We start from the raw sequence: 24,591 nt of genomic DNA on the forward strand, positions 1-24,591 counted from the left end.
TTCAGTGTAAGCTTTTTATTTTATAAATAATGCCATTTCTCTTTGAAGCGCTTTAGCTTTTAACTTCGCCTGTTCAGCGAAATCGTTTTGACTTGATGCATAAATAATCCCTCTGGAAGAATTGATAAGCAAACCGTAAGAACTGTTCATTCCGTTCTTACACACTTCATTTAATGAGCCGCCTTGTGCGCCAACTCCAGGAATGAGTAAAAAACTATTGGGTATGATTGACCTGATTGACTTTAAATGATCAGCCTTTGTAGCCCCTATAACATACATCAATTGCTGACTATTTTCCCAGGTCTGTGATTTTTTTAATACACTTTCAAACAGAAAATCATCTTCAGATTTCAAAAATTGAAAATCTTCCGATCCCTGATTTGAAGTTAGCCCCAATAAAATCGTATGCTTATCATTAAAACTCAAAAAAGGTTCTATTGAGTCCCTACCCATATAGGGAGCAACTGTAACAGAATCAAAGTTCAAATCTTTAAAAAAAGCTTTGGCATACATTAAAGATGTATTTCCAATATCACCACGCTTAGCATCAGCTATGGTGAACTGCTCGGGATAAAGTCTGTTGAGATAGTCTATAGTTTTATTCAATGCTGCCCAACCCTTGAGTCCATATGCTTCGTAAAATGCAATATTGGGCTTATAGGCTACACAGAATTCCTGTGTGGCCTCTATTATAGCTTTATTGAATTCAAAAATAGGATCTTCATGATCAAGCAAGTGCTTGGGTATTTTTTCTAAATCCACGTCCAAACCAACACAAAGCATGGACTTTTTCTTTTTAATCTGCTGGATTAACTTTTGAATTTCCATTAACTTTTATAAATCGTCAGAGATATTTTTGAGTTTTTCAGTATTATCAACGAGTTTTAATTCATTAATTATTTTCTCGATATCACCGTTTATGATGTTATCAAGGTCATAAAGCGTCAAATTGATTCTGTGATCTGTCACTCTGCTTTGTGCATAATTATAGGTTCTGATTTTTGCACTTCTGTCACCACTTGTCACCATAGAGCCTCTTTTTTCGGCATCTTCTGCCTGCTTTTTAGCAAGTTCCATTTCATAAAGTCTGGAACGTAAAACCCTAAAAGCCTTTTCTTTATTCTTATGCTGTGATTTTTGATCTTGACACTGGGCTACAATTCCGGTAGGTTCGTGAGTCAATCTAACCGCAGAATAAGTTGTATTTACAGATTGTCCACCTGGGCCAGAAGAACAGAAATAATCAATACGTACGTCTTTAGGATTAACTTCTATATCAAACTCTTCGGCTTCAGGAAAGACCATCACTGTAGCAGCACTGGTATGCACACGGCCTTGAGTTTCTGTTTGTGGTACACGTTGCACACGATGTACTCCTGCTTCATACTTCAACGTTCCATAAACATCTTCTCCTGAAACTTCAAATTGTATCTCTTTGTAACCGCCATTGGTGCCTTCACTATAGTCCACAACATCTACTTTCCAGCCCTTGCCTTCGCAGTATTTTGTCAACATTCTAAAGATATCTCCAGCAAAAATACTTGCTTCATCACCACCGGCTCCTGCCCTTACTTCAACAACTGCATTCTTTGCATCTTCGGGATCTTTGGGAATAAGCATCATCCGGATTTTTTCTTCCAGCTTTGGTAATTCATCTTTGGCTTCATCATACTGAAGCTTAGCCATATCTACCATTTCAGAATCAGATTCGTTCGAAATAATTTCTTCTGCTTCCTCTAAGTTGTTTTTCAATTCAATATAAACCTCACGCTCATCCATGATGGCTTTGAGATCTTTGTACTCTTTAGAAAGATTTATATAACGCTTTTGATCGGACATGATATCCGGCTGAATGATTAAATCACTCACTTCATCAAAACGTTGTTTTATAAAATTTAATTTATCTAGCATATCTATTTAATGTAATGCAAATTTAAGTGAATTCTGATGATTTTTTTACCACAAAACCTTCTTAATGTTTGATATAATAAAGCGTATCTATAAGTCAATAGCGATGCCTATACCCAATTGTTGCTTAAGTTGTATTTTTGGACCTTCCTGAATGAGTGAACCATCTTGGGCTTCATTTTGTACTTTGATGTCGTCATCGTACCTTATATGAGCACCTAAATTTGCTCTCATAAAACTATTAATCTTGAAATCTAAAACAAGCTCCCAGTCAATATCAATGTTTCCAAAATTATTTAAATAATCTGTGTAAAGACTTATTCTACTAGAAAGTACAGTACTTTCAAACAGTTTTTGTTCAAAATCATTGGTTACCAGAATGCCAAGTTCATCTCTGGAAGTTTTTCCTTCTCTTATAATTACTCCCTGATCATCTCTTACAGCTTCTCTGACACCAAAGGCTCCTTGGTTTGCCAAGCGTTGGTTTAATACAAACGTTGACTTTTGTGTTAAAGGAGATAAATAGAGTTCAAAGTTGCTTTTAGTTTCGACAAATCTTGCTCCTGCACCTAGAAAAATGTAACCGGGCGCCATAAATTCTGAAATTGAAACCTCTGTGTCTGGATAATCAAATCCTCTGGCAACTTGAGTTTTAAACCTAAATTTACCAGTGTAGAACCATTTCGAGTTTTTAGAAATTTCATAGCCGAAAGAAGAATTAAACTCCAAATCGTCATCAGTTTTTCTTAGCTCCTGTCCTTCTTGTTGGTTAATTCCATACCTGAATCGAAATTGATTATCCCACCTAAAACCATCATTATTATATGTTCTGACCAAATTCATCCCGTAAAGTCCAGAGATTGAATTTACACCTCCCGCGTTCCAGTTCACAAATGCAACTTCACTCACATCCAAAGTGAACTTATTTACGGATTCCCAAAAACTAGTTCTACCAGTTGTTGGCACCAACTCATTGTAGCTAAACTCATATTTATCTACCAGATCCAAGCTTGTTTTAATGAATGGGATTGCACCCAAAGGAAAAATATTATCCCCTACGGGTTTCACATCTATGATTTCCCCAAAAGACTGAGAGAATCCATGAGTGATACAACCCAGAAAAAAAATGACTATTAAAACTCGATTCATTAATATTTATTGATAAACAAAGTGACCTTGATCTGAAGAAATACTGAGAGATTTTTTCTCTGAAGCTTCTACCCTTCCAACTATTTGTGCATCAACATTGAAGCTCTTTGAAATTTCAATGATTTTACTGGCAACAGATTCATCAACATAAAATTCTAATCGATGACCCATGTTAAATACCTGATACATTTCTCTCCAATTTGTTTGGCTTTCTTCTTGTATGAGTTGAAATAACGGAGGAACATCGAACATATTATCTTTAATGATGTGCAAGCTATCTACAAAATGAAGGATTTTAGTTTGAGCTCCGCCACTACAATGAACCATGCCATTTATAGATTTTCTACCAAGGTTTTCAAAAATCTTTTTAACTATTGGTGCATAAGTTCGAGTTGGAGATAAAATCAATTTACCTACATCTGGTAAATTTTCAGAAATATGATCGGTCAAAGATTTACTACCTGAGTAAATCAAATCTTTTGGAACGTCGGGATCAAAGGATTCTGGATATTTCTCAGCTAACTTGTGGTTCAGAACATCATGTCTAGCTGAAGTTAATCCATTACTTCCCATACCTCCATTGTATTCATCTTCGTAAGTTGCCATCCCAAAAGATGAAAGTCCAACAATTACGTTGCCTGGTTTTATATTAGCATTATCAATAACATCATTTTTATGAATTCTGGCCGTTACAGTAGAATCAACGATGATGGTTCTCACTAAATCGCCGACATCTGCAGTCTCTCCTCCAGTTGTATAAATGTTGACACCATGCACTTTTAAGTCACTGACTAAATTTTCGGTACCGTTAATGATTTCAGCAATAACATCTCCAGGAATTAAATTTTTATTTCTACCTATAGTTGAAGATACCAAAATATGATCTGTAGCTCCTACGCAAAGCAGATCATCAATATTCATGATCAATGCATCTTGGGCTATCCCTTTCCACACAGATAAATCGCCAGTTTCTTTCCAATAAAGATAAGCCAGTGAAGACTTTGTTCCTGCACCATCGGCGTGCATGACGACGCAATGATCGTCACTACCGGTAAGATAGTCTGGAATAATCTTGCAAAAAGCCTGTGGAAAAAGGCCTTTATCTATATTCTTTATGGCTTTGTGGACATCTTCTTTTTGTGAAGAAACCCCTCTTTTTGCATATCTATTTTGATCACTCATCTTAAAAAATTTGTGGCAAATTTATAAAAAAATAACCCAGCCGTAGTAAACATACTAGACTGGGTTATGGAAATCTGTTCTTTGTTTTATTTAGTGAACAAAAGCTCTCTATATTTAGTCATAGGCCATATTTCATTATCCACTAATAGCTCTAGTTTATCACAGTGGTAACGAATATCATCAAAGTAAGGCTTTACCTGATTGCAATAAGCAAAGGCTTTTTCTGTAGGATCTTCAAGCACATTGGCCTTTTTACGCTCTTCTATCATCAACTCTACTTCTTCATTTATCTTTTCGATATGTTCAGAAATAGCCTCTATAATACTGATTTGTTGCTTGGCTTGATCTTTAAAATTTGAACCATATATTTCTTTTAAGCCTTTCACGTTTTTAATAAGTATGTTTTGATACTTAATGGCTGTTGGTATAATATGATTTCTGGCGATATCACCTAGAACTCTACCTTCAATCTGAATATGCTTAGAGTAATCTTCGATCTCGATTTCATACCTAGCTTTAACTTCTCTTTCATTCATGATTTTTAATTCCCCAAACAAATCAATAGCTTTTTTAGAAACCTTTGCTTTAAGTGCTTCAGGAGTAGTTCTGAAGTTACTTAATCCACGTTTTTCGGCTTCTTTTTCCCAAGCCTCTCCATAACCGTCTCCCTCAAATCGTATCTTTTTAGACGATTTGATATATTCTCTTAGAACATTAAAGATTGCATCGTCCTTTTTCATTTTTTTATCCGAAATTAGACTATCAACCTCAACTTTAAACTCTTTGAGTTGTTTGGTAACTATTGCATTAAGAACTGTCATAGGATCTGCACAATTAGCGGTTGATCCCACAGCTCTTAATTCAAACTTATTACCTGTAAATGCAAAAGGTGAAGTTCTATTTCTGTCTGTATTGTCCAATAGAATTTCTGGAATTTTACCTACAACATTAAGTTTGAGTTCTGTTTTTTCTTGTGGTGACAATTTCCCATCAGTTACTTTCTCAAGTTCATCAAGAACTTTCGTAAGTTGTGAGCCTATAAAAACCGACATTACCGCTGGTGGGGCTTCATTTGCTCCTAGCCTATGATCGTTGGAAGCTGAAGCGATTGTCGCCCTTATGATCTCTTCATTTTCATAAAAGGCCTTTATTGTATTGATAAAAAATGTAAGAAACCTCATATTTTTCATAGGGGTTTTACCAGGACTTAACAAGTTCGATCCAGTATCTGTTGCCAAAGACCAGTTGTTATGCTTACCACTACCATTAACACCTTGGAATGGTTTTTCATGAAATAGCACTTTAAAGTGATGACGCTCAGCAATTTTATCCATTACATCCATTAATAATGAGTTGTGGTCTACTGCTAGATTAACCTCTTCAAAAATTGGAGCAAGTTCAAATTGATTTGGTGCTACCTCATTGTGTCTCGTTTTGACAGGGATTCCAAGTAACATACATTCTTTTTCCAAATCTCTCATGTAATTGAGAACACGGCTCGGAATAGATCCGAAATAATGGTCATCAAGTTGTTGTCCTTTTGCTGGAGAGTGACCAATCAAAGTTCTACCAGACATCATCAAGTCTGGACGCGAGGAAGCCAATGCTGAGTCTACCAGAAAATATTCTTGTTCCCAACCCAATGTGGTAATAACTTTATTTGTTTTCTTATCAAAATATTTAGCTACATCCGTAGCCGCTTTATCTAGGGCGGAAACAGATCTCAAAAGAGGAGTCTTGTAATCTAAAGCTTCACCAGTGTAGGACACAAAAACTGTTGGAATGCATAAAGTAGGCCCCCAAACAAAGGCAGGCGAAGAAGGGTCCCAAGCTGTATAACCTCTGGCCTCAAAAGTATTTCTGATTCCACCGTGAGGTAAGCTTGATGCATCTGGTTCTTGCTGAACCAATTGAGAGCCATTGAATTTTTCCATGGCACCTCCATCTTCAATGGTTTCAAAAAAAGCATCGTGTTTTTCTGCTGTTGATCCTGTGAGAGGCTGAAACCAGTGTGTATAGTGAGTGGCTCCTTTTGAAATAGCCCATTCTTTCATCCCTGTGGAAATATTTTCCGCAAGTGAACGATCTATTTTAGTACCGCTTTCTATTGCACTTTTTAGCCTTTCAAAAGAGTCTTTGGTAAGATATTGGCGCATAGCCTTCTGGTTAAAAACATTTCTTCCAAAAAGATCGGAACGACGCTCGTCTTCCTGAATTTTAACCGGTGCTCTATTAAGTGATTCCTTTAAAGCATTAAATCTCAAAATTGCCATGTTGAATTAAATTTAGAATTCAAACAAAAATAGATAATTTTAGAATATGATATAAAATAAAGGGGGTGAATTTTAGTAAGATGGCATTTTTAAAGAATAAACCCCTCTATTTTTTAATAAAGGTTAGAAGTAGGAATGAAATATAAGCTAAAAAGATAATAACCCCTTTATATCTAGATATGGTGTTTTTTGGTGGTAAAAAAACTAATGGAAGAAGTACCAATGAAAATCCAATCATCCACAATATATCATTGCTTAAAACTTCTTCGGATTGAAGAAAAATAGGTTGTATGAGTGCTGTGAGTCCTATTACAGAACCTATATTAAAAATATTTGAACCTATAAGGTTTCCTAATGAGATCCCTTTTTCTTTCTTTAGTGCTGCAATTACAGAAGCAGCTAACTCAGGTACACTTGTACCAATTGCTATCATCGTTACTGAGATTATTCGTTCACTCACATCAAACGATTCTGCAATTCCTACTGCGCCATCAACTAACCATTCAGACCCAAAATAAAGTCCTACTGCACCTATAAAAAGCCACAGAATTATTTTAAACATGGAGGTATGATTTAAGGTTTCATCTACACCTTCAGAACCATCAACTTGCCCTTTTATAGCTTTTCGAATCAAAACCAAAACAAAAATAAAGATCACTATTAATAAAGCTATCCCCTCAATTCTGGATATTTGCTTCCCTGTAAAAAGAAATAAATAAAGCAAACCAGATAATAAAATCATTACTGGAAAATTAAATTTCAAAAAGTCCTTATCGGTGTCTATTGAAGAAATAATAGCAGTGAGACCGAGAACCAAACCTATGTTAGCAATATTTGAACCAATAACATTCCCGAGTGAAATATCAGAAAAACCAGACAAGGCGGCTTGTAAGCTTACTAGGAGTTCCGGGGCTGAAGTTGCAAATGAAACAACAGTGAGACCGATGATCATTTTTGATATATTAAATCTTAATGAAAGAGCAACAGAAGATCTAACCAAAAACTCTCCTCCTATTACTAAAAGAATAAATCCTAAGATCACTAAAAATATATCCATTGATTTTTTTTAGCGAAAATAGGATTTTGAAAGGTATGTGATTATAAAATCACCTCTAAAGTTTGATGTTATAAATTTAAAGTCAACGTAACCATATAATTATTCATAAAACTTTGTATATCTGATTCCTGAGTTATATCTGTGAAATATAAAATGCCTTGTCGATCTTGCTCTACACGCTGGTAGGAGAAATCTAAAATGGCATTGCCAAAGTTGAAACCCAGCCCAAAAGAATACCCTGTTGTATCACCAAGAAAATTTTCATCTAAATATGGACTTTCTTGAATAAAGTAACCAGCTCTTAAACTAGTATTTTGAATTCTGTATTCACCACCAAGATTAAAAGTAGAAGCACCTGTCATTAAGTTTGAGATTTCATCATTTTGAAAACCGAATCCACTTGAAGTAAATTCCATAGCTGAAAAATCTTTGTAGCTATAATCAAAACTGATTAACCCAGAGCCTCCAAATACGTAAGCTGTACTCAAAGACAACCGACCTGGGGTTTTAAAATTGTAATCTGGATAAATATTGAGAATATCAGGATCTATGATAGCTGGAGTATTTTCACCCGCCCTTACAGTCTCTAGTCTTTGGATAAGTTCTTCTGAAATACTCATCCAAGTTGGAGAATCATATGTAAAACCTAATCTCCATTCTTCCGTGATTTTAGCAATTCCACCCAGCTGAAATGAAAATCCACTACCTCTAATTCTTAAATCATTATCAAAAAATATTTCATTTACTCCAGTTCCAGAATTAAATTCATCAAACAGAGTTTCTCTTCTATATTCCGAAAAATGAAAATTAAGATTTAATCCCAAATGAAGCCTATCTCCAATCATTCCCCCACCATTAATCGTATATTTTCCTGAACTCCCTCTAGTTGTTTCACTATAATTTTGATTGGAACTCGCTCCAAATACGTTACTCAGGTATGAAGTATTATTAGGATTGTCAGGATTTGCAGCATCAATTATAAATGTGTTATACCCTATAAAGCCCTGTTGAGCGGCAAAATTTTCTCTTCTGCCAAAGTCACGATAAGCGCCTATAGGATTGGACAAGCCTTGATCGAATGTATTAAGGGCAGTTCCCTCAGCTCTATTTATAAAATAATCTGCAATGGTTTCTACATTATCTCCATTCACAAAATATTCGTTATCGTAATTATTTGTTCTGTTATATGAAAATCCTAATGTCAATTTCTTAAATAAGGCATCTTGATTATTGGCTTCAAATACAAATACTGCACCTAGCTGATTAAGATCAAAATTTGATGAAGACGTGGTGTTAGAATTTCCGCCATAAAAAGCATCATTATTAACTGAGGTCAAATCTAAAGAACCAGAAAATTTGTTATTTAAAAAAACTGCAGAACTCGCTGGATTAATGTTAATCGCAGATATATCTCCACCTAAAGCACCAAATGCGCCTCCCATAGCTGTATATCTAGCTGTGCCATTAATTTCATGAGATGAAAATCGCAAAGCATCTGTAATATCCTGAGAGAATGCACTTGTACCAATAAATAAGACTAAAATTATAAACCTTTTCATTCGATCTGTTTTGATTAAAAATTATCCTCTTCCTCCAGAACTTCTGCCACCAGAAGATCTTCCACCGGATGATCTCCCTCCAGAAGACCTTGAACTACTACCACTACTTCTCACACCAGAGCTTCTTGAGGACCTGCCTGAAGATCTGACGCCAGAACTTCTACTTGAACTGTTTGAAGATCTCACACCACTACTCCTCGTACTTCTGGAAGATGAATTATATAATCCTGCTCTAGAAGAATTGTTTGAATAACTTGAATTCGTTCTGGATCTTGCATTCACATTGTTAGAATTTCTGATTCCAGATCTTGAATAATTAGATGAACTTCTTACCCCAATACTTCTTGAATTATTTACCCTATTGGAATATCTTGAAGTATTGGCTCGTGAACTTCTAGCAACATTAGACCTGTTACTTGAAGCTCTGGTAACGTTTCCTCTAGATCTGGTAGAATTTGCTCTAGTAACATTAGATCTGGTATTACCTAATCTATTATTATAATTACCTCTCGAGTTTGCTAAAGATCTAGTATTACTTACATATCCTCTATTGTATCTATTATAAGCTATACCATTATATCCTCTGCCATAAAAGCCGCCACCATAGAAACCGCCATAAAAAGGATAACCAATTCCTCCGCCGTAGAATCCTGGGCCAAAAAAGCCACCATAACCGAATCCTCCAAGACCAAAACCGCCCCAGCCTGGACCATAAAAGCCTCCATACCCAAACCTACCGAAACCCCAACCTGGGCCATAAAAGCCACCTCCAAAGAACGGTCCTCCGAAGCCAAAGCCTCCCCAACCAGGACCGTAAAAGCCATTATTTATGTAATTAACACTTACAGAGGTTGGATTTGTACCCCATCCTGCATTATTACCATTATAGATAGGCTCTTCGTAATATTTTTCCTCTTCTGTATAATTTCCATCATCTGAAGAATAATTGTCAACATCTGTGAATACCTCATTATTATAAGTTCTAGCTTCAGAAATCATTTGACCTTGATCTTGAAAAAACTTTGAGTAAGTATCTGTTTGATTATCTGAATTTTGAACCGAATTGGATTTTCGTTGAGTAGTTTCTTCATTAGAAACCGACCTTCTAGTCTCCGAAGGGACGCTAGATCCATAAATTCCATCAGACGAAGAATTCACGTTTCTGTAAGACGAACACGAAGCCAAGAAAACCACAGATAATATTCCTAAAGTTGTAGCATTTAAAATTTTGCTTGATTGTATCATAACTTGTGGTTTTTATTATTACTATTATCAAATTTAGTTAGTTTTGTGCTAACTAAATAATCATTAACACAGGTACAACATTTGTGCCAAATCAAATATAATGGGAAAGAGCTTAACAAGTAGAAAAGAAGATTACTCCAAATGGTATAACGAGTTGGTGGTGAAAGCAGATTTGGCGGAAAATTCAGCTGTAAGAGGCTGTATGACCATAAAGCCATATGGTTTTGCTATTTGGGAAAAAATGCAAGCTGAATTGGACAAGAGATTTAAAGAAACTGGACACGAAAACGCTTACTTCCCACTATTTGTTCCAAAATCTTTATTTGAAGCTGAAGAAAAAAATGCTGAAGGATTCGCTAAGGAATGTGCTGTAGTGACACATTATAGATTACAAAATGATCCAGATAAACCGGGCAAATTAAGAGTTGATCCTGAAGCCAAACTTGACGAGGAACTTGTAGTAAGACCTACGTCTGAAGCGGTCATCTGGAATACTTTTAAAGGATGGATACAATCGTATAGAGATTTACCATTAAAAATCAACCAATGGGCAAATGTCGTAAGGTGGGAGATGAGAACCCGTTTATTTTTAAGAACCACAGAATTTTTATGGCAAGAAGGGCATACAGCTCATGCCACAAAAAAGGAAGCTATTGAAGAGGCTGAACTTATTAATTCACTTTATGCAGATTTCGCTGAAAACTTTTTAGCGATGCCAGTGATACAGGGTTTAAAATCTGAAAGTGAAAGATTTGCTGGTGCTGTAGAAACCTATTGTATAGAAGCTTTAATGCAAGACGGAAAAGCTTTACAAGCGGGGACTTCGCATTTTTTAGGTGAGAATTTTGCAAAAGCATTTGATGTAAAGTTCACCTCAGACCAGGGGAAACAAGAATATGTTTGGGCGACAAGCTGGGGAGTTTCAACTAGGCTCATGGGCGCACTAGTCATGACCCATTCAGATGACAATGGTTTAGTTCTTCCGCCAAACTTAGCACCTATACAAGTGGTGATTGTTCCTATTTTTAAAAATCAAGAACAACTGGATCTAATCACCGAGAAAGCAGAGTCGATAGCCGAAGCCCTAAAAGCGAAGAACATCAGGGTAAAGTATGACAATAGAACTACTCATAAGCCAGGTTGGAAATTTGCAGAATATGAGCTAAAAGGTATACCATTGAGAATTGCTATTGGACCAAAAGATCTTGAAAAGGGAACAGTTGAACTTGCTAGAAGAGATTCGCTTAGTAAATCCTTTGAAAATCAAGAGGGCATTGAAAATCTTATTGACATTCTTCTTAAAGATATTCAAGGGGAATTATATACTAAAGCTAAAAATTTTAGAGATTCTCATATTACACAAGTAGATACTTTTGAAGATTTTAAAGACATCCTTGAAAATAAAGGTGGATTTATTTTGGCACATTGGGATGGAACTACAGAAACTGAAGAAAAAATTAAAGAAATCACTAAAGCCACAATTCGTTGTATTCCTATGGAGGGTCACAAAGAGAGTGGTGAATGCGTTTTAACTGGCAATTTTTCTTCTCAACGCGTTTTATTCGCGAAAGCTTATTGATTATTTTTAAAAAACATTTGTGCAATTTAAATAATTGGTTATTTTTGCACTCGCAAATTTAATGGTCCGTTCGTCTAGGGGTTAGGACGCCAGGTTTTCATCCTGGTAACAGGGGTTCGATTCCCCTACGGACTACAAGTTTAAGTTCATATAACAAATTATTAACACGGTCCGTTCGTCTAGGGGTTAGGACGCCAGGTTTTCATCCTGGTAACAGGGGTTCGATTCCCCTACGGACTACTATTAAAATTTTATATTTAAAGTTATGGCTAATCATAAATCAGCATTAAAGAGAATAAGAAGTAACGAAGCAAAGCGCTTAAGAAATCGTTATCAACATAAGACGGCTCGTAATGCCATCAGAAGATTGAAAACTACAGAAGATAAGTCCGAAGCGACAAAAAGTCTTCCTGAGATCATTTCAATGATCGATAAGTTGGCTAAAAATAATATTATTCATAATAATAAAGCCGCTAATTTAAAGTCTCAACTTACAAAACATGTTTCAGCTCTTTAAGTTGAAGCGTTTAATAACTAAATGATCTCAATTAAGAGATCATTTTTTTTGGTTAAAAATATTATTAATAATAAGTCTAAATAAGTTTAGTTGTTTAAATTTGCAAATAAAAAACTATGAAAAGAATAATCTATTTACTTCTAATTGCAGTTTCAATAATCGGATGTAAATCTGATAACAAAAAAGAATCTGAAAAAATACTAACTGTATACACACACAGACACTATGAGTCGGATCAGGAATTATTCAAGCGTTTTGAAAAAGAAAGTGGAATAAAACTCAATGTTGTAAACGCTAGTGCAGACGAATTAATTCAAAAAATGAGCTTGGAAGGTGAGCAATCACCTGCTGATGTACTCATAACCGTTGATGCAGGGAGGCTTTACCGAGCAAAATCTCAAGACTTATTACAATCTTTCTCATCAAAACTTGTAGATTCCATAGTTCCAAAATATCTAAAAGATGAAGATGGACAGTGGGTTGGTTTAACCAAAAGAGCACGTGTAATTGCTTATTCTAAAGACAGAGTGGATTCAACACAATTATCAACATATGCTAATTTGGCAACAGAAAAGTGGAATAATAAGATAATGGTGAGAAGCTCTTCCAACATATACAATCAGTCACTTTTAGCTTCTATAATAGCAAATCAGGGTGAAGAATTTGCTGAGGAATGGGCTCAAGGTGTTGTAGAAAATATGGCACGAGTTCCAAAAGGAAATGACAGAGACCAAGTAAAAGCGTTAGCCAACAATGAAGGCGACCTCGCTATAGTAAACACCTATTATATTGGCAAGCTTTTAAACTCTGAAGATAAAAGTGAAGTTGAAGCTGGAAAAAGTGTTAGCATATTCTTTCCCAACCAAGAAACTACAGGAACTCATATTAATGTGAGCGGTATAGGCGTTGCTAAATATTCACCAAATAAAGACGATGCCATAAAGTTTATCGAATTTCTTCTTCAAGAAGAAGCTCAAAATATCTTTGCAGGCTCAAATTTTGAATATCCTGTAAACTCAAATGTAGAACCTTCAGAAATTTTAAAATCCTGGGGAGATTTTAAGGAAGATAATTTGTCCCTCAATAAGCTTGGCGAATATAATAAAGAAGCTGTCATCATTTTTGATAAAGTAGGCTGGAAATAGTTTCTAATTGAATCTAAAAAATAGATTTTTCAAACTCAAAAGAGACCTCAATCGATGGTCTCTTTTGTTGTTGCTGATCTTGGCAATAGTTTCAATACCTATTTTCACTATAGGACTAAAATTATTTGATGGCCCAGGGGAAAGCTGGAGTCATATAGTAAAATATGTATTATATGACTACTTAAAAAACTCATTTTTACTTGTTCTTTTTTGCTCTATAATTGTTATCACCTTTGGAGTTGCAACAGCATGGCTAGTTTCAAGATTTGAATTTCCATTCAGAAAACAACTGGAATGGCTACTCATTTTACCTCTATCGGTTCCAGCTTATATTATGGCTTATGCCTACGCTGGAGTTTTTGGTTATTCTGGGGTATTCTCAAAGTTTATGGAAGTGATAGGTATCAATGATTTCAGAGTTGAGTTTATGAATATTTACGGTCTCTCATTTGTACTAAGCATCTCGCTCTTCCCTTATGTCTATGTGAGCTGTAGAACTTTTTTTCTAGCTCAGGCAACCAATTTGCTAGAAGCTTCTAGAATGCTTGGCATTAGTGAATTCAAATCTTTTTTTAAACTTATTTTTCCACTGGCACGTCCAGCTGTAATAGCAGGGTTAGTCCTAGTTCTAATGGAAGTGTTGAATGATTATGGTGCCGCAAGCTACTATGGCGTAAGTACGTTTACGACTGGCATTTTTAGATCTTGGTTTTCTCTTGGAGAACCAGAAACAGCCATCTATCTATCGGCAATCCTTTTAATCATTGTGTTTGGTTTGATTCTTATTGAAAAATGGCAGAGAAGAAAGCTCAATTATACAACACCAAAATCTTCAAAGCAAAATTACAATTCAAGGCTAAAACCAAAAATCAGCAATCAAATTTGGTTCAGTGTTATTTGTTTTATTCCGGTTTTTCTAGGCTTCATTTTACCTGTTATACAACTTCTTATTTGGGTAAAACATACCTTTTCTAAAGTCTGGAATATTGATTTTATTTCAATCACTTTGGAAAGCTTTGGTATTGCTTTCTTAACTGCATCGGTTACGGTTTTGGTAGCTTTACTTCTACTCTTTTTTACAAAGTGGAACAAAATTGAATTACTTAAAAGTAGCTCAAAACTTGGCATACTAGGTTATGCTGTCCCTGGAATTATAATTGCTATCGGAGTTTTAATACCAAGTTTATATCTAGATAAGTGGTTGATTGAAAAAAATATCACTTCAAAGTTGATTTTAAATGCAACTTTAATAGCGCTTGTTTATGCTTATGTTATAAGATTCTTAGCCGTAGCTTATCAGCCTTTAGAATCTTCTAGTTTGAAAATTGATAGAAGTCTATCTGATTCATCAAAAGTCTTGGGAAAAGGTAACTTCAGGACTTTCTTTAAAATTGAGTTTCCACTTATAAGAACAGGATTATTGAGTGCTTTCATTCTTGTTTTTATCGATATTTTGAAGGAATTACCGCTCACGTTGATAATGAAACCCTATGATGTCGATACACTGGCAGTTAAGGCTTTTGAATATGCTAGCGATGAAATGGTAAGCTCTGCTGCACTTCCTTCTCTTCTCATAATATTAACGGCATTAATTCCTGCAATTTTTTTAAATAAGTTACTTTTGAAAAATGCAAGCAACTCTTAATATATCTAACTTATCGAAGTCTTATGACCAGGGAAAGGTCAAAGCTCTGGAGAAGATATCTTTTTTTGTCAATAAAGGAGATATCTGCGCAGTTGTTGGTGAAAGCGGAAGTGGTAAAACGACTCTAATCCGATTAATTGCTGGTTTGGAAGAATTAGACAATGGAGAAATCTTCATAGAAGACCAACTTGTAGCTTCCATCAAAAAAAATATTGCACCAGAAAAAAGAGATGTTGGGATGGTATTTCAAGAATATGCCTTGTTCCCTCACCTTTCTGTTTTAGAGAATGTGATTTACGGCATTAAAAAATCGAAAACCAAAAAAGATGTTGCTTTAGAAACGCTAGACCTTGTTGGTTTGAAAGGTTTTGAAAAACGTTATCCTCATGAATTGTCTGGAGGGCAACAACAAAGAGTTGCATTAGCAAGAGCTCTGGCTCCCAAACCGTCTGTCTTGATCTTGGATGAACCTTTTAGTAACTTGGATGCCATGATGAGGCACAGGCTTAGAAATGAAGTTTTCAATATTATAAAAAAAACTGGTGTAACCGCTATTTTTGTTACTCATGATACCCAGGATGCCTTAGCAGTAGCAGATGAAATTCTGATTCTTCAGAATGGCAGATTAGTACAAAAGGATGAAGCTTCAGCTTTGTATAAAAAACCACAATCTATATACGTTGCTTCATTGTTCGGAAATACAGTTCAACTTAATAAAGGTTTACAGACTGCATTCAAATGCCCGCTAAAAGAGGATTGTTGCCATGCCATAAGGAATGAAAATCTTACTGTAAATCAAGATTGTGATTATGTTTCTGAAGCTGAAATACTCAAAAGAACTTTTCTAGGAACACACTCACAACTGCTCCTCAAACTTGATAATGGAGAACATCTCACGGTTGTTACAAATGAGCCTGTTTTGGGTAAAACCATTAAGATAGGTTTCAATTCAAAGGATGTTTTGGCATTCGATGAATAGCTATTGACCCCTAAAGAATATCACTGTACTTATCGTTTTTAGAATAATTCTTAAATCCAAGAAAATACTTCTGTGCTTAATGTAGTAAAGATCATATTGAAGCTTTTCAATCATATCCTCATCTGAATTTGCGTATTTGGAATTCACCTGAGCCCACCCAGTAAGACCAGGTTTTATAATTTGCCTAACTTCATAAAATGGTATTTTTTCTGAAAGTGTTTTAACAAACTCTGGGCGTTCCGGCCTTGGGCCGATCAAACTCATATCCCCTTTTAGCACATTAAAAAACTGAGGAAGTTCATCAAGTCGGCTTCTTCTTAAAAAATTCCCGAATTTGGTGATTCTTACATCCCCTCTTGAAGCAAGTTGTGCTCCATTAGTCTCAGCATTTTTGATCATGGATCTGAATTTGATTATATGAAATTCCTTCCCTGATTTCCCTAACCTTAATTGCTTATAGAAAACACCACCCCTATTTCCTATTAAGTTTCCAAGTAATATTAATGGTAGTACGACAATCCCAAAGACCAAACCAATTAAACTCATTAAAATATCGACTATTCTATGGTATAAAAGGTAAAGTCGATTCTGATTGCTTCTACTAAAAGGGAAGTAAAAATAAAAGTCGTTGTTGATATATTGAATAGGCACTTTACTGGTGATTTCTTCATAAACATGCGCGTAGGCTTTAATAGGAAATCCTGTCTTAAGAAGAGGTGTCAAAGCCTGGTAAAGCTCGGAGCTCAAACCATCAATGGAATTTGCGACTACAATCTCCCCTACTTTACGGCTCTGGACAACATCTTGCAGATCGCTAAGTTTGTAAGCTTCAAAATTGACAGATGTCCTTTCTTTCGTACTTATAAACCCTCTAATTTCATAATTAGGATCATTTGATAACAAATCGTTTCCGATTTTATCAATATCAACATCATCACCAACGATCAAAACTCTTTTAAAAAATCTAGGAGAAGCGATTAAGCCTATGTAAAGGAATCTCCAAACCAATAGAGTAAAAAGAATTATTCCAAAAAAATAAATGATTTGAAATCGGTTATCTGGAAGTGGGGGAGAAAAAATAGGGGTAAGTAGAAAAAATAAGGTAACAAGTAAACTAGTGAACACTACATTTTTCACTGTTGCCTTTCTGGACTCAGCTTTTTGCAAATCATAAATTTCGAAGACAGTCCCAAACAATAAAATGTAAAAACCCAGGGTGACCAACCAGGTCCAGACATTGTCTTTGAATGGAAAATAAGTGAACGAAGAACTTTCTGTAGCAATATAGAGGGCGAGCCAAACAAAAACCACATCAAAAATTCTAAGTAGTATTTTTCTCTCAGAAATCTCAAAATGGGTAGCTTGATTAATTTTCATAATTCAGGATGAACAGACAAATTTATAAAATATCCAGATGAATACTCGATGAACTATTTCTTTATATTTTTAGTTTGCTAGAATTTCTTTTGAGGGCTTCAATTTTAAAGTAAATTTGAAAAAAAAATTGAGTTTGAAAAACATACTTTTAGCCTTAGCATCTGGATTTTTATTAGCATTAAGTTGGCCTACAAGCGGTTTTAGCCCTTTAAGTTTTATCGGATTTGTGCCACTTCTACTTGCTGAATTTGACATTAGGAAAGATAATTTTAAGAAAAAAAACTTGAGAACCTTTGGTTATGCTTACTTCAGCTTCTTAATTTGGAATATTGTAACGACTTATTGGCTATACTACTCTACTCCCTTCGGTGGGATTTTTGCTATTCTCGCAAACTCTCTATTGATGAGCTTGGTTTTTCTGATTTATCATATTATAGCTAAAAAAGTTGCTTTTACAGCAGCATCGTCATTTTTCGTTGCCTTGTGGCTTAGCTTTGAAAAACTTCACCTGGGTTGGGAATTCTCATGGCCCTGGCTAAATCTAGGTAATGTCTTTGCAAATGATATCAATCTCATCCAGTGGTATGAATACACTGGGACTTTTGGCGGAAGTCTTTGGATCTTGATTTCTAATTTCATACTCTTTAAGGGTATTTTGCTCTACATTCAGCATAAAGATAAAGGGATACTAATTCGCACAGGACTAAGATTTATACTCATAATTGGATTACCTATTATCGTTAGTCTTATAATAAAGCCTGAAATAAATTCAGAAAATACTATTGAGACTTTAGTTCTTCAGCCTAATGTTGACCCTTATGCTGAAAAATACACAACAGATGATAAAGGAATTTCTAAAAGCCTACTAGAGCTTACCAAACCTTTCCTCAATGAGAAGGAGCAACTCCTCATAGCTCCAGAAACGGTTTTTGCTGAAGGTGTTGATATAAAAAACTATAGATTTTCTCAAGCCAGGAAATTTTCTCAGCAACTTTTTGCACAAAACGAGAAACTCAACATTTTATATGGCATATCAATGTATGAAATTTTGCGTGATAAGACTCAGTTGTCACCACAAAGTAATTTTTTAAGAGAAGGTATTTGGTTCAATGATTACAATAGTGCAGTATTCGAAAGAAAAGATACTGAACAGGAGTTTTACCATAAGTCAAAATTGGTCGTGGGAGTAGAAAACTTTCCTTATCAATCTACTCTAAAGCCGTTACTGGGAGATATTATGATAGATCTTGGCGGCACCGTTGCTATGAAAACCACTCAAGATGAAAGAAGCGTTTTTGAATTGAATAATGGTTCCGTCGTTGCCCCTATTATTTGTTATGAGTCGGTATATGGTGAATTTGTAAACGGATATGTATCTAACGGAGCGAATGCATTAGTTATCATCACAAACGATGCGTGGTGGGAAGAAACTCAAGGGCATAAACAACATTGGAGTTATGCAAGATTGAGAGCTATTGAAACAAGACGAGCGGTTGCCAGAAGTGCGAATACTGGAATATCTGGCTTTATAGATAAGGATGGGACCATTCTTGAAAAATCAAAATACGATGAGAAAACTATTTTAAAATACGATTTACCACTATATGAGGGGAAAACGTTCTACGTAAATTCTGGTGATTATATCCCCAGAATTTCAAATTTCCTAGCCTTATTCATATTTCTGTTTGCAGTAACAAGAAGGAGAAAATAAACTAGTCTTTAGACTGCAGAGCAATTGACACTAGTATGTAAATGAAAATTATGAGAGGAATTGCTACAAACTGAAGCAAAACCAGAGTTACTATAGAAAAAATAACAATAAAATATCTAAACCAATTTTCTTTAAAGTTTAAGTTTTTGAATTTCAAGGCGAATAATTTTAATTCTGCATTGAGTAATAAAACGCTAAGTAGTGAAATAAAAACAAGAACGTAAGTGTTTTCAATCAAGGGAATTAGGAAAGATTCTGGGTGGTATTCCAATATAAGTCCTAAACTTAAAATCAATAACGCATTGGCAGGTGTTGGCAAACCTATAAAACTTTCGGTTTGCCGCTCGTCAATATTAAATTTGGCCAACCTGTAGGCAGAACCGAGTGTAATGATTAATCCTATAAAAATCATCCAATTTACCTCTGAAGACAGAAAGTCCAAATCCATAGAAGAATCCATAGATTTTAATAAAAGCTGACACATTACAATTCCTGGAACCAAACCACTTGTGACCATATCTGCTAAGGAATCTAATTGTAAGCCTAAATCACTTTTCACATCCAAAGCTCTGGCAGCCAGGCCATCGAAAAAATCAAAAAAAATACCAAAGCCAACAAACAGAGTCGCAGCTCCTAAATCGCCTTGCACTGCAAGTACAGCAGCAACACTCCCGGAGAGTAAATTTAAAAGGGTTATAAAGTTTGGGATTTGTCTTTTAATCAATGACATAAAGTTGAATATTTTCACACAATAAGAAATAGCAAAATAAGTTTTAATATTATTAATTGTAGCATATTTGCTCAAAATAATTACAAGATTGAAGAGGCTTACCTTCATATTAATATCGTTTTCTACATTTTTTGCTTTTTCACAGACAGCAAAGTATTCCAACGAATTCTTGAACATTGGTGTGGATGCCGCTTCTTTTGGAATGGCAAACGCTGTAACAGCTACTACGAGTGATGTGAATTCTGGATATTGGAATCCAGCTGGTTTAGTACATCTGGAAGACAATCAAGTTTCTGCAATGCATGCTAACTATTTTGCAAACATAGCCACTTACAATTATGTTGCAGGCGCGATGCCCATCGACAGCAAAAGTGCTGTGGGGTTTAGTATTATCCGCTTTGGTGTGGACGACATCTTAAACACTACACAATTAATTGATGATCAAGGCAATATCGACTACAACAGAATAAGTTTATTTTCAACTGCAGACTATGCTTTTACCTTATCTTATGCTAGGAATTTACCTTTGGAGGGATTTTCATATGGTGTAAATGCTAAAGTAATAAGAAGAGTTATCGGTGATTTTGCACAAGCTTGGGGGTTTGGCTTTGACGCGGGGATCCAATTTCAAAAAAACTCTTGGTACTTTGGAATAATGGCAAGGGACATTACAACTACCTACAATACCTGGACTTTTGATGATTCTGAATTAGCTACAATTCAAAATGCAATAGAAGGACAAAACCAGTCAGCACCAGAAGCCTCTGAAATCACTTTGCCGAAACTTCAAATTGGAATTGCGAGAAAAACTGCAATTACAAGAGATTTTGACTTGAATACTTCTTTAAATCTCGACATGAGATTTGCACAAACAAACGACGTTATCTCTTCTGGTACATTGAGTGCTACCCCTGCATTCGGTTTTGAAGTAGGCTATATGAATTTAGTTTATCTACGTGGTGGTGTTGGTAACTTTCAAAATCTGGAACAACTTGGAGGAAACGGTACTGAGCTTGGCTTTCAACCCAACTTTGGAGTTGGCTTCAAGTATAAAGGCATACAAATTGACTATGCCCTTACCGATATAGGCGACCAAAGTCTTGCTTTATATTCCAATGTTTTCTCTTTAAAATTGGATTGGTCAATATTTAGATGATTTCTAAATAGCTTTAACCCTCTCTTGCTCAGGGCAATATTTATAAAAACATAGTAACTGTTTAAAAAGTCATAAAGTTTTAACCTTATAGGCTTGTTAAAAGTTTTTGTGTCCTTTAGTTTCGTCGCCGGCTAATTCAAAAAAAACTAACAAATGAAACAAAATGCAAATTGGATCTTTTTATTCGTTTTCGCTCTCATCTCACAAGTGAGTTTTGCGCAGAATCAAGAAGTGACAGGAACTGTAGTTGACAACACTGGATTACCCTTACCAGGTGTTAACGTAATTGAAAAGGGAACAACAAATGGTACTCAGACCAACTTTGATGGAGAATTTACCCTACAAGTTGATAATGATGCTATTCTTGTATTTTCCTACCTAGGAATGAAAGAACAACAAGTTACTGTCGGGAACAAAACAAGCCTTGACATTACATTACAACCTGATACAGGTCAACTTGATGAAGTCGTTGTGACTGCTTTGGGTATCAAAAGAGAGAAAAAATCTTTAGGTTACGCAACGCAAGAAGTCGGAGGAAATGAGGTCTCTGATGTAGCAACACAAAACTTCACAAATGCTTTATCTGGAAAAGTTGCTGGTCTTAAGGTAAAATCTTCTGGTACCATGGGAGGTTCTACAAATGTAGTAATAAGAGGAAATGCTTCATTAACAGGAAGTAACCAAGCCTTATTTGTAGTAGATGGCACGCCAATCATAAACCAAAACTCAAATACTAATGCCCAAAGAACAGGTGGTGGAGGTTATGATTATGGTAATGCCGCTGCAGATATAAATCCAGATGACATTGAATCTATAAATGTCTTAAGAGGTGCTGCTGCTTCTGCTCTTTATGGAGAGAGAGCAGCTAATGGTGTCATCATTATCGAAACTAAAAGAGGACAAAAAAACAAAGGTATAGGCGTAACAGTAAGATCTTCTGTGATGTTCTCTAATGCGGATGATGAAACTTTACCTAACTACCAGCAAAAGTATGGAGCTGGATATGGCCCATACTATCAATCTGAAGATGGGTATTTTAATCTTTCTGATGTCAATGGTGATGGTGTTTTAGATGAAACAACACCTTTTACAGAAGACGCCTCTTTTGGTGCGGCCTTTGATCCTGACAGAATGATCTACCAGTGGAATTCTATATATCCAGAATTGGACACATATCAACAAGCTTCACCTTGGGATGCTGCAGAATATACTCCAAATGATATCTGGGAAACAGGTTATACTATGATCAATTCTGTTGCTTTAGATGGTGGAACTGATAAAAGTACATACAGAGTTGGGTTCACAAATTTAGACCAAGAAGGAGCCTTACCAAATAGTAGCATTACTCGTAACAACATCAAATTTTCAGCATCTCATGATCTGACTGATAAATTCAGTGTAAATTCTAATTTCAACTTTATCAAAACAGATGGAAAAGGAAGATATGGAACTGGTTATGATGCTTTGAATGTTATGCAGTCATTTAGACAATGGAATCAATCTAACGTTGATTTATACAAACAAAGAGATGCATATTTTGCTACTGGAAGTAATATCACTTGGAATCCAAACGGCCCAAATAATTTAACTCCAATCTATACAGATAATCCATATTTTACCAGATATGAAAATTATCAAACAGACACTAGAAATCGCTACTTTGGAAATATCAATTTGAATTACCAAATCAGTGATGTATTTAGTGTTTTAGGACGTTTCACGTTTGACACATACAGTGAACTTCAAGAAGAGCGTAAAAATGTTGGATCTGTTGGAGTTTCAGGATATTCAAGATTTGATAACAGAGTAGCTGAATACAATTATGATTTAATTTTAAATTTCAATAAAGATTTAACTGATGACTTAAATTTAGATGGGAATGTTGGTTTCAATTTGAGAAGAAATGAGCAATCATCTATAAGAGCATCCACCAATGGAGGATTAAATGCACCTGACTTTTTTGCCTTGAGCAATAGTAAAGATCCGCTAAATCCACCATCAGAATATGAAGCAGACCAAATGCTCGACGGTATATTTGCCAGAGCAAGTTTAGGTTACTTGAACACATATTACATGGAAGCTACCATGAGAAGAGACAGGTCTTCTACTTTACCAAGCTCTGATAATACTTATTATTATCCATCAATTTCAACAAGTGTTTTATTATCAAACATCATTGATAAGGATTGGTTGAGTTTTGCGAAATTTAGAGCTAACTATGCACAAGTAGGAAGTGGAACAGACCCTTACAGAGTTTTTAATACTTACCTAGTCTCAGCGCCATTTGATGGTCAAGGTGTTGCAAGTTTGAATGGAACTCTTAATAATCTTGAATTAAAATCTGAAACTTCAAAATCATTTGAAGTAGGTTTAGAATCAAGCTTTATAGATAATAGATTAAGTGTAGATTTTTCATACTATAACACCAGAACAGAAGATCAAATTACTCCTGTTCCTGTTTCTAATGCCACAGGTTATACTAGAAAACTTTTAAACGCAGGGGAAATAGAAAACAAAGGTTTTGAAGTTCTTCTTAGTGGTAAGCCATTACAAATGGATGATTTCAATTGGAATGTTAGCGTAAACTGGTCTAGAAATAGAAATGAAGTGATAAGCCTTACAGATGGAGTAGACAATCTTCAACTGGCAAGCCTACAAGGAGGAGTTTCAATTAATGCAGCTCCAGGTCAACCATATGGAGCTATAAGAGGTACTGATTATGTTTACGACGATAATGGAAGTAAAATCGTAAATAGTGACGGTTATTACGAAACAACAGATTCCAATAATAATGTGATTGGAAATATTCAACCAGACTGGAATGCAGGTATAACAAACTCGTTTAGGTATAAAAATTTCAGATTTAGTTTCTTGATTGATATTCAAGAAGGAGGAGATATCTTTTCATTGGATACTTGGTACGGAATGGCTACAGGAGTTTATGATGTCACAGCAGGTATAAATGATCTTGGAAACGAAATGAGAGCACCATTAACCGGTGGAGCTGATAGTGGTGGTATAATTTTACCAGGTGTAAATGCGGATGGATCTCAAAACGAAACGAGAGTTCCTTTTGATACCTATGCGAATCCTTACGGATATGCTCGTGATGCGAACAAAGGTCATGTTTATGATGCATCTTACATAAAACTTAGGGAATTGAGTCTTACTTACGATTTCAGTGATAAGATTCTTGAAAAATTACCATTCACCAACGCTTCTATTTCATTCATAGGAAGAAATCTATGGATAATTGATAAAAACTTACCATATTCAGATCCTGAAGCTGGATTGAGTTCTGGTAATGTACAAGGTTATCAGTCTGGAGCATATCCAGCAATGAAGCAATACGGTCTAAATCTTAGGTTTAATTTTTAAA

Annotated in this window: 18 protein-coding genes and 2 tRNA genes; 10 read left to right on the top strand and 10 right to left on the bottom strand. The window is 35.3% G+C overall.

Features of this window, described 5'->3' with window-relative positions; translation table 11 throughout:
* Window positions 1-15: 15 nt before the first annotated feature.
* From pyrF to LB449_RS07700, 8 genes are all read right to left on the bottom strand, one after another.
* Window positions 16-828, bottom strand: a complete 813-nt coding sequence (gene pyrF, locus LB449_RS07665) for an orotidine-5'-phosphate decarboxylase (RefSeq protein ID WP_224454513.1) — start codon at window positions 826-828, stop codon at window positions 16-18.
* A gap of 6 nt (window positions 829-834) precedes the next feature.
* Window positions 835-1,911, bottom strand: a complete 1,077-nt coding sequence (gene prfA, locus LB449_RS07670) for a peptide chain release factor 1 (protein ID WP_224454514.1) — start codon at window positions 1,909-1,911, stop codon at window positions 835-837.
* Between the two features lie 87 nt (window positions 1,912-1,998).
* Entirely contained in the window at window positions 1,999-3,057 is a 1,059-nt protein-coding gene (locus LB449_RS07675; protein ID WP_224454515.1) for a DUF3078 domain-containing protein, read from the bottom strand.
* A 6-nt stretch (window positions 3,058-3,063) separates the two neighbouring features.
* Window positions 3,064-4,239: an AIR synthase related protein gene (locus LB449_RS07680; RefSeq protein ID WP_224454516.1), complete on the bottom strand. Its 1,176-nt coding sequence runs from the start codon at window positions 4,237-4,239 to the stop codon at window positions 3,064-3,066.
* 86 nt (window positions 4,240-4,325) lie between these two features.
* Complete coding sequence (locus LB449_RS07685) at window positions 4,326-6,512, bottom strand: glutamine synthetase III family protein (RefSeq protein WP_224454517.1); 2,187 nt, start codon at window positions 6,510-6,512, stop codon at window positions 4,326-4,328.
* A 106-nt stretch (window positions 6,513-6,618) separates the two neighbouring features.
* Window positions 6,619-7,569 (bottom strand): calcium/sodium antiporter, encoded by a 951-nt coding sequence (locus LB449_RS07690; protein WP_224454518.1) that lies wholly within the window; start codon window positions 7,567-7,569, stop codon window positions 6,619-6,621.
* Window positions 7,570-7,637: 68 nt separating this feature from the next.
* Window positions 7,638-9,128 (bottom strand): OmpP1/FadL family transporter, encoded by a 1,491-nt coding sequence (locus tag LB449_RS07695; RefSeq protein WP_224454519.1) that lies wholly within the window; start codon window positions 9,126-9,128, stop codon window positions 7,638-7,640.
* A gap of 21 nt (window positions 9,129-9,149) precedes the next feature.
* Window positions 9,150-10,373 carry a hypothetical protein gene (locus LB449_RS07700; protein WP_224454520.1) on the bottom strand — a complete coding sequence of 408 codons (1,224 nt, stop codon included), beginning with the start codon at window positions 10,371-10,373 and terminating at the stop codon, window positions 9,150-9,152.
* Between the two features lie 100 nt (window positions 10,374-10,473).
* Between LB449_RS07700 and proS the strand changes: the two genes are divergently transcribed.
* The 7 genes from proS to LB449_RS07735 all read left to right on the top strand — a co-directional run bounded on the left by proS (window position 10,474) and on the right by LB449_RS07735 (window position 16,238).
* Window positions 10,474-11,952: a proline--tRNA ligase gene (gene proS / locus LB449_RS07705; protein ID WP_224454521.1), complete on the top strand. Its 1,479-nt coding sequence runs from the start codon at window positions 10,474-10,476 to the stop codon at window positions 11,950-11,952.
* A gap of 63 nt (window positions 11,953-12,015) precedes the next feature.
* Window positions 12,016-12,087 (top strand) — tRNA-Glu (locus tag LB449_RS07710).
* 33 nt (window positions 12,088-12,120) lie between these two features.
* Window positions 12,121-12,192: transfer RNA gene (locus LB449_RS07715), tRNA-Glu, on the top strand.
* Between the two features lie 25 nt (window positions 12,193-12,217).
* On the top strand, window positions 12,218-12,469 hold the full coding sequence (rpsT, locus tag LB449_RS07720; protein WP_224454522.1) for a 30S ribosomal protein S20: 252 nt from the start codon (window positions 12,218-12,220) through the stop codon (window positions 12,467-12,469).
* Window positions 12,470-12,585: 116 nt separating this feature from the next.
* Window positions 12,586-13,614: a Fe(3+) ABC transporter substrate-binding protein gene (locus LB449_RS07725; protein ID WP_224454523.1), complete on the top strand. Its 1,029-nt coding sequence runs from the start codon at window positions 12,586-12,588 to the stop codon at window positions 13,612-13,614.
* A 7-nt stretch (window positions 13,615-13,621) separates the two neighbouring features.
* Window positions 13,622-15,259 carry an ABC transporter permease gene (locus LB449_RS07730; protein WP_224454524.1) on the top strand — a complete coding sequence of 546 codons (1,638 nt, stop codon included), beginning with the start codon at window positions 13,622-13,624 and terminating at the stop codon, window positions 15,257-15,259.
* On the top strand, window positions 15,243-16,238 hold the full coding sequence (locus tag LB449_RS07735; RefSeq protein ID WP_224454525.1) for an ABC transporter ATP-binding protein: 996 nt from the start codon (window positions 15,243-15,245) through the stop codon (window positions 16,236-16,238). Before LB449_RS07730 ends, LB449_RS07735 begins: the two co-directional genes overlap by 17 nt.
* Here the strand turns inward: LB449_RS07735 and LB449_RS07740 are convergent, their stop codons facing one another.
* A complete protein-coding gene (locus LB449_RS07740; protein WP_224454526.1) occupies window positions 16,239-17,615 on the bottom strand; it encodes a sugar transferase in 1,377 nt (458 codons plus the stop codon).
* 133 nt (window positions 17,616-17,748) lie between these two features.
* Between LB449_RS07740 and lnt the strand changes: the two genes are divergently transcribed.
* Window positions 17,749-19,326 carry an apolipoprotein N-acyltransferase gene (gene lnt / locus LB449_RS07745; RefSeq protein ID WP_224454527.1) on the top strand — a complete coding sequence of 526 codons (1,578 nt, stop codon included), beginning with the start codon at window positions 17,749-17,751 and terminating at the stop codon, window positions 19,324-19,326.
* A 1-nt stretch (window position 19,327) separates the two neighbouring features.
* Here lnt and LB449_RS07750 read toward each other — a convergent pair whose 3' ends face one another.
* The gene (locus LB449_RS07750) at window positions 19,328-20,056 is read right to left on the bottom strand and encodes a CDP-alcohol phosphatidyltransferase family protein (RefSeq protein ID WP_224454528.1); all 729 of its coding nucleotides are present in this window, start codon (window positions 20,054-20,056) and stop codon (window positions 19,328-19,330) included.
* An 88-nt stretch (window positions 20,057-20,144) separates the two neighbouring features.
* Between LB449_RS07750 and LB449_RS07755 the strand changes: the two genes are divergently transcribed.
* Together LB449_RS07755 and LB449_RS07760 are read left to right on the top strand one after the other, a co-directional pair.
* Window positions 20,145-21,212 carry a putative type IX sorting system protein PorV2 gene (locus LB449_RS07755; RefSeq protein ID WP_224454529.1) on the top strand — a complete coding sequence of 356 codons (1,068 nt, stop codon included), beginning with the start codon at window positions 20,145-20,147 and terminating at the stop codon, window positions 21,210-21,212.
* Window positions 21,213-21,365: 153 nt separating this feature from the next.
* Complete coding sequence (locus tag LB449_RS07760) at window positions 21,366-24,590, top strand: SusC/RagA family TonB-linked outer membrane protein (RefSeq protein WP_224454530.1); 3,225 nt, start codon at window positions 21,366-21,368, stop codon at window positions 24,588-24,590.
* Window position 24,591 lies beyond the last annotated feature (1 nt).

The sequence above is a fragment of the Psychroflexus lacisalsi genome, from assembly GCF_020164495.1.
Lineage (GTDB): Bacteria > Bacteroidota > Bacteroidia > Flavobacteriales > Flavobacteriaceae > Psychroflexus > Psychroflexus lacisalsi.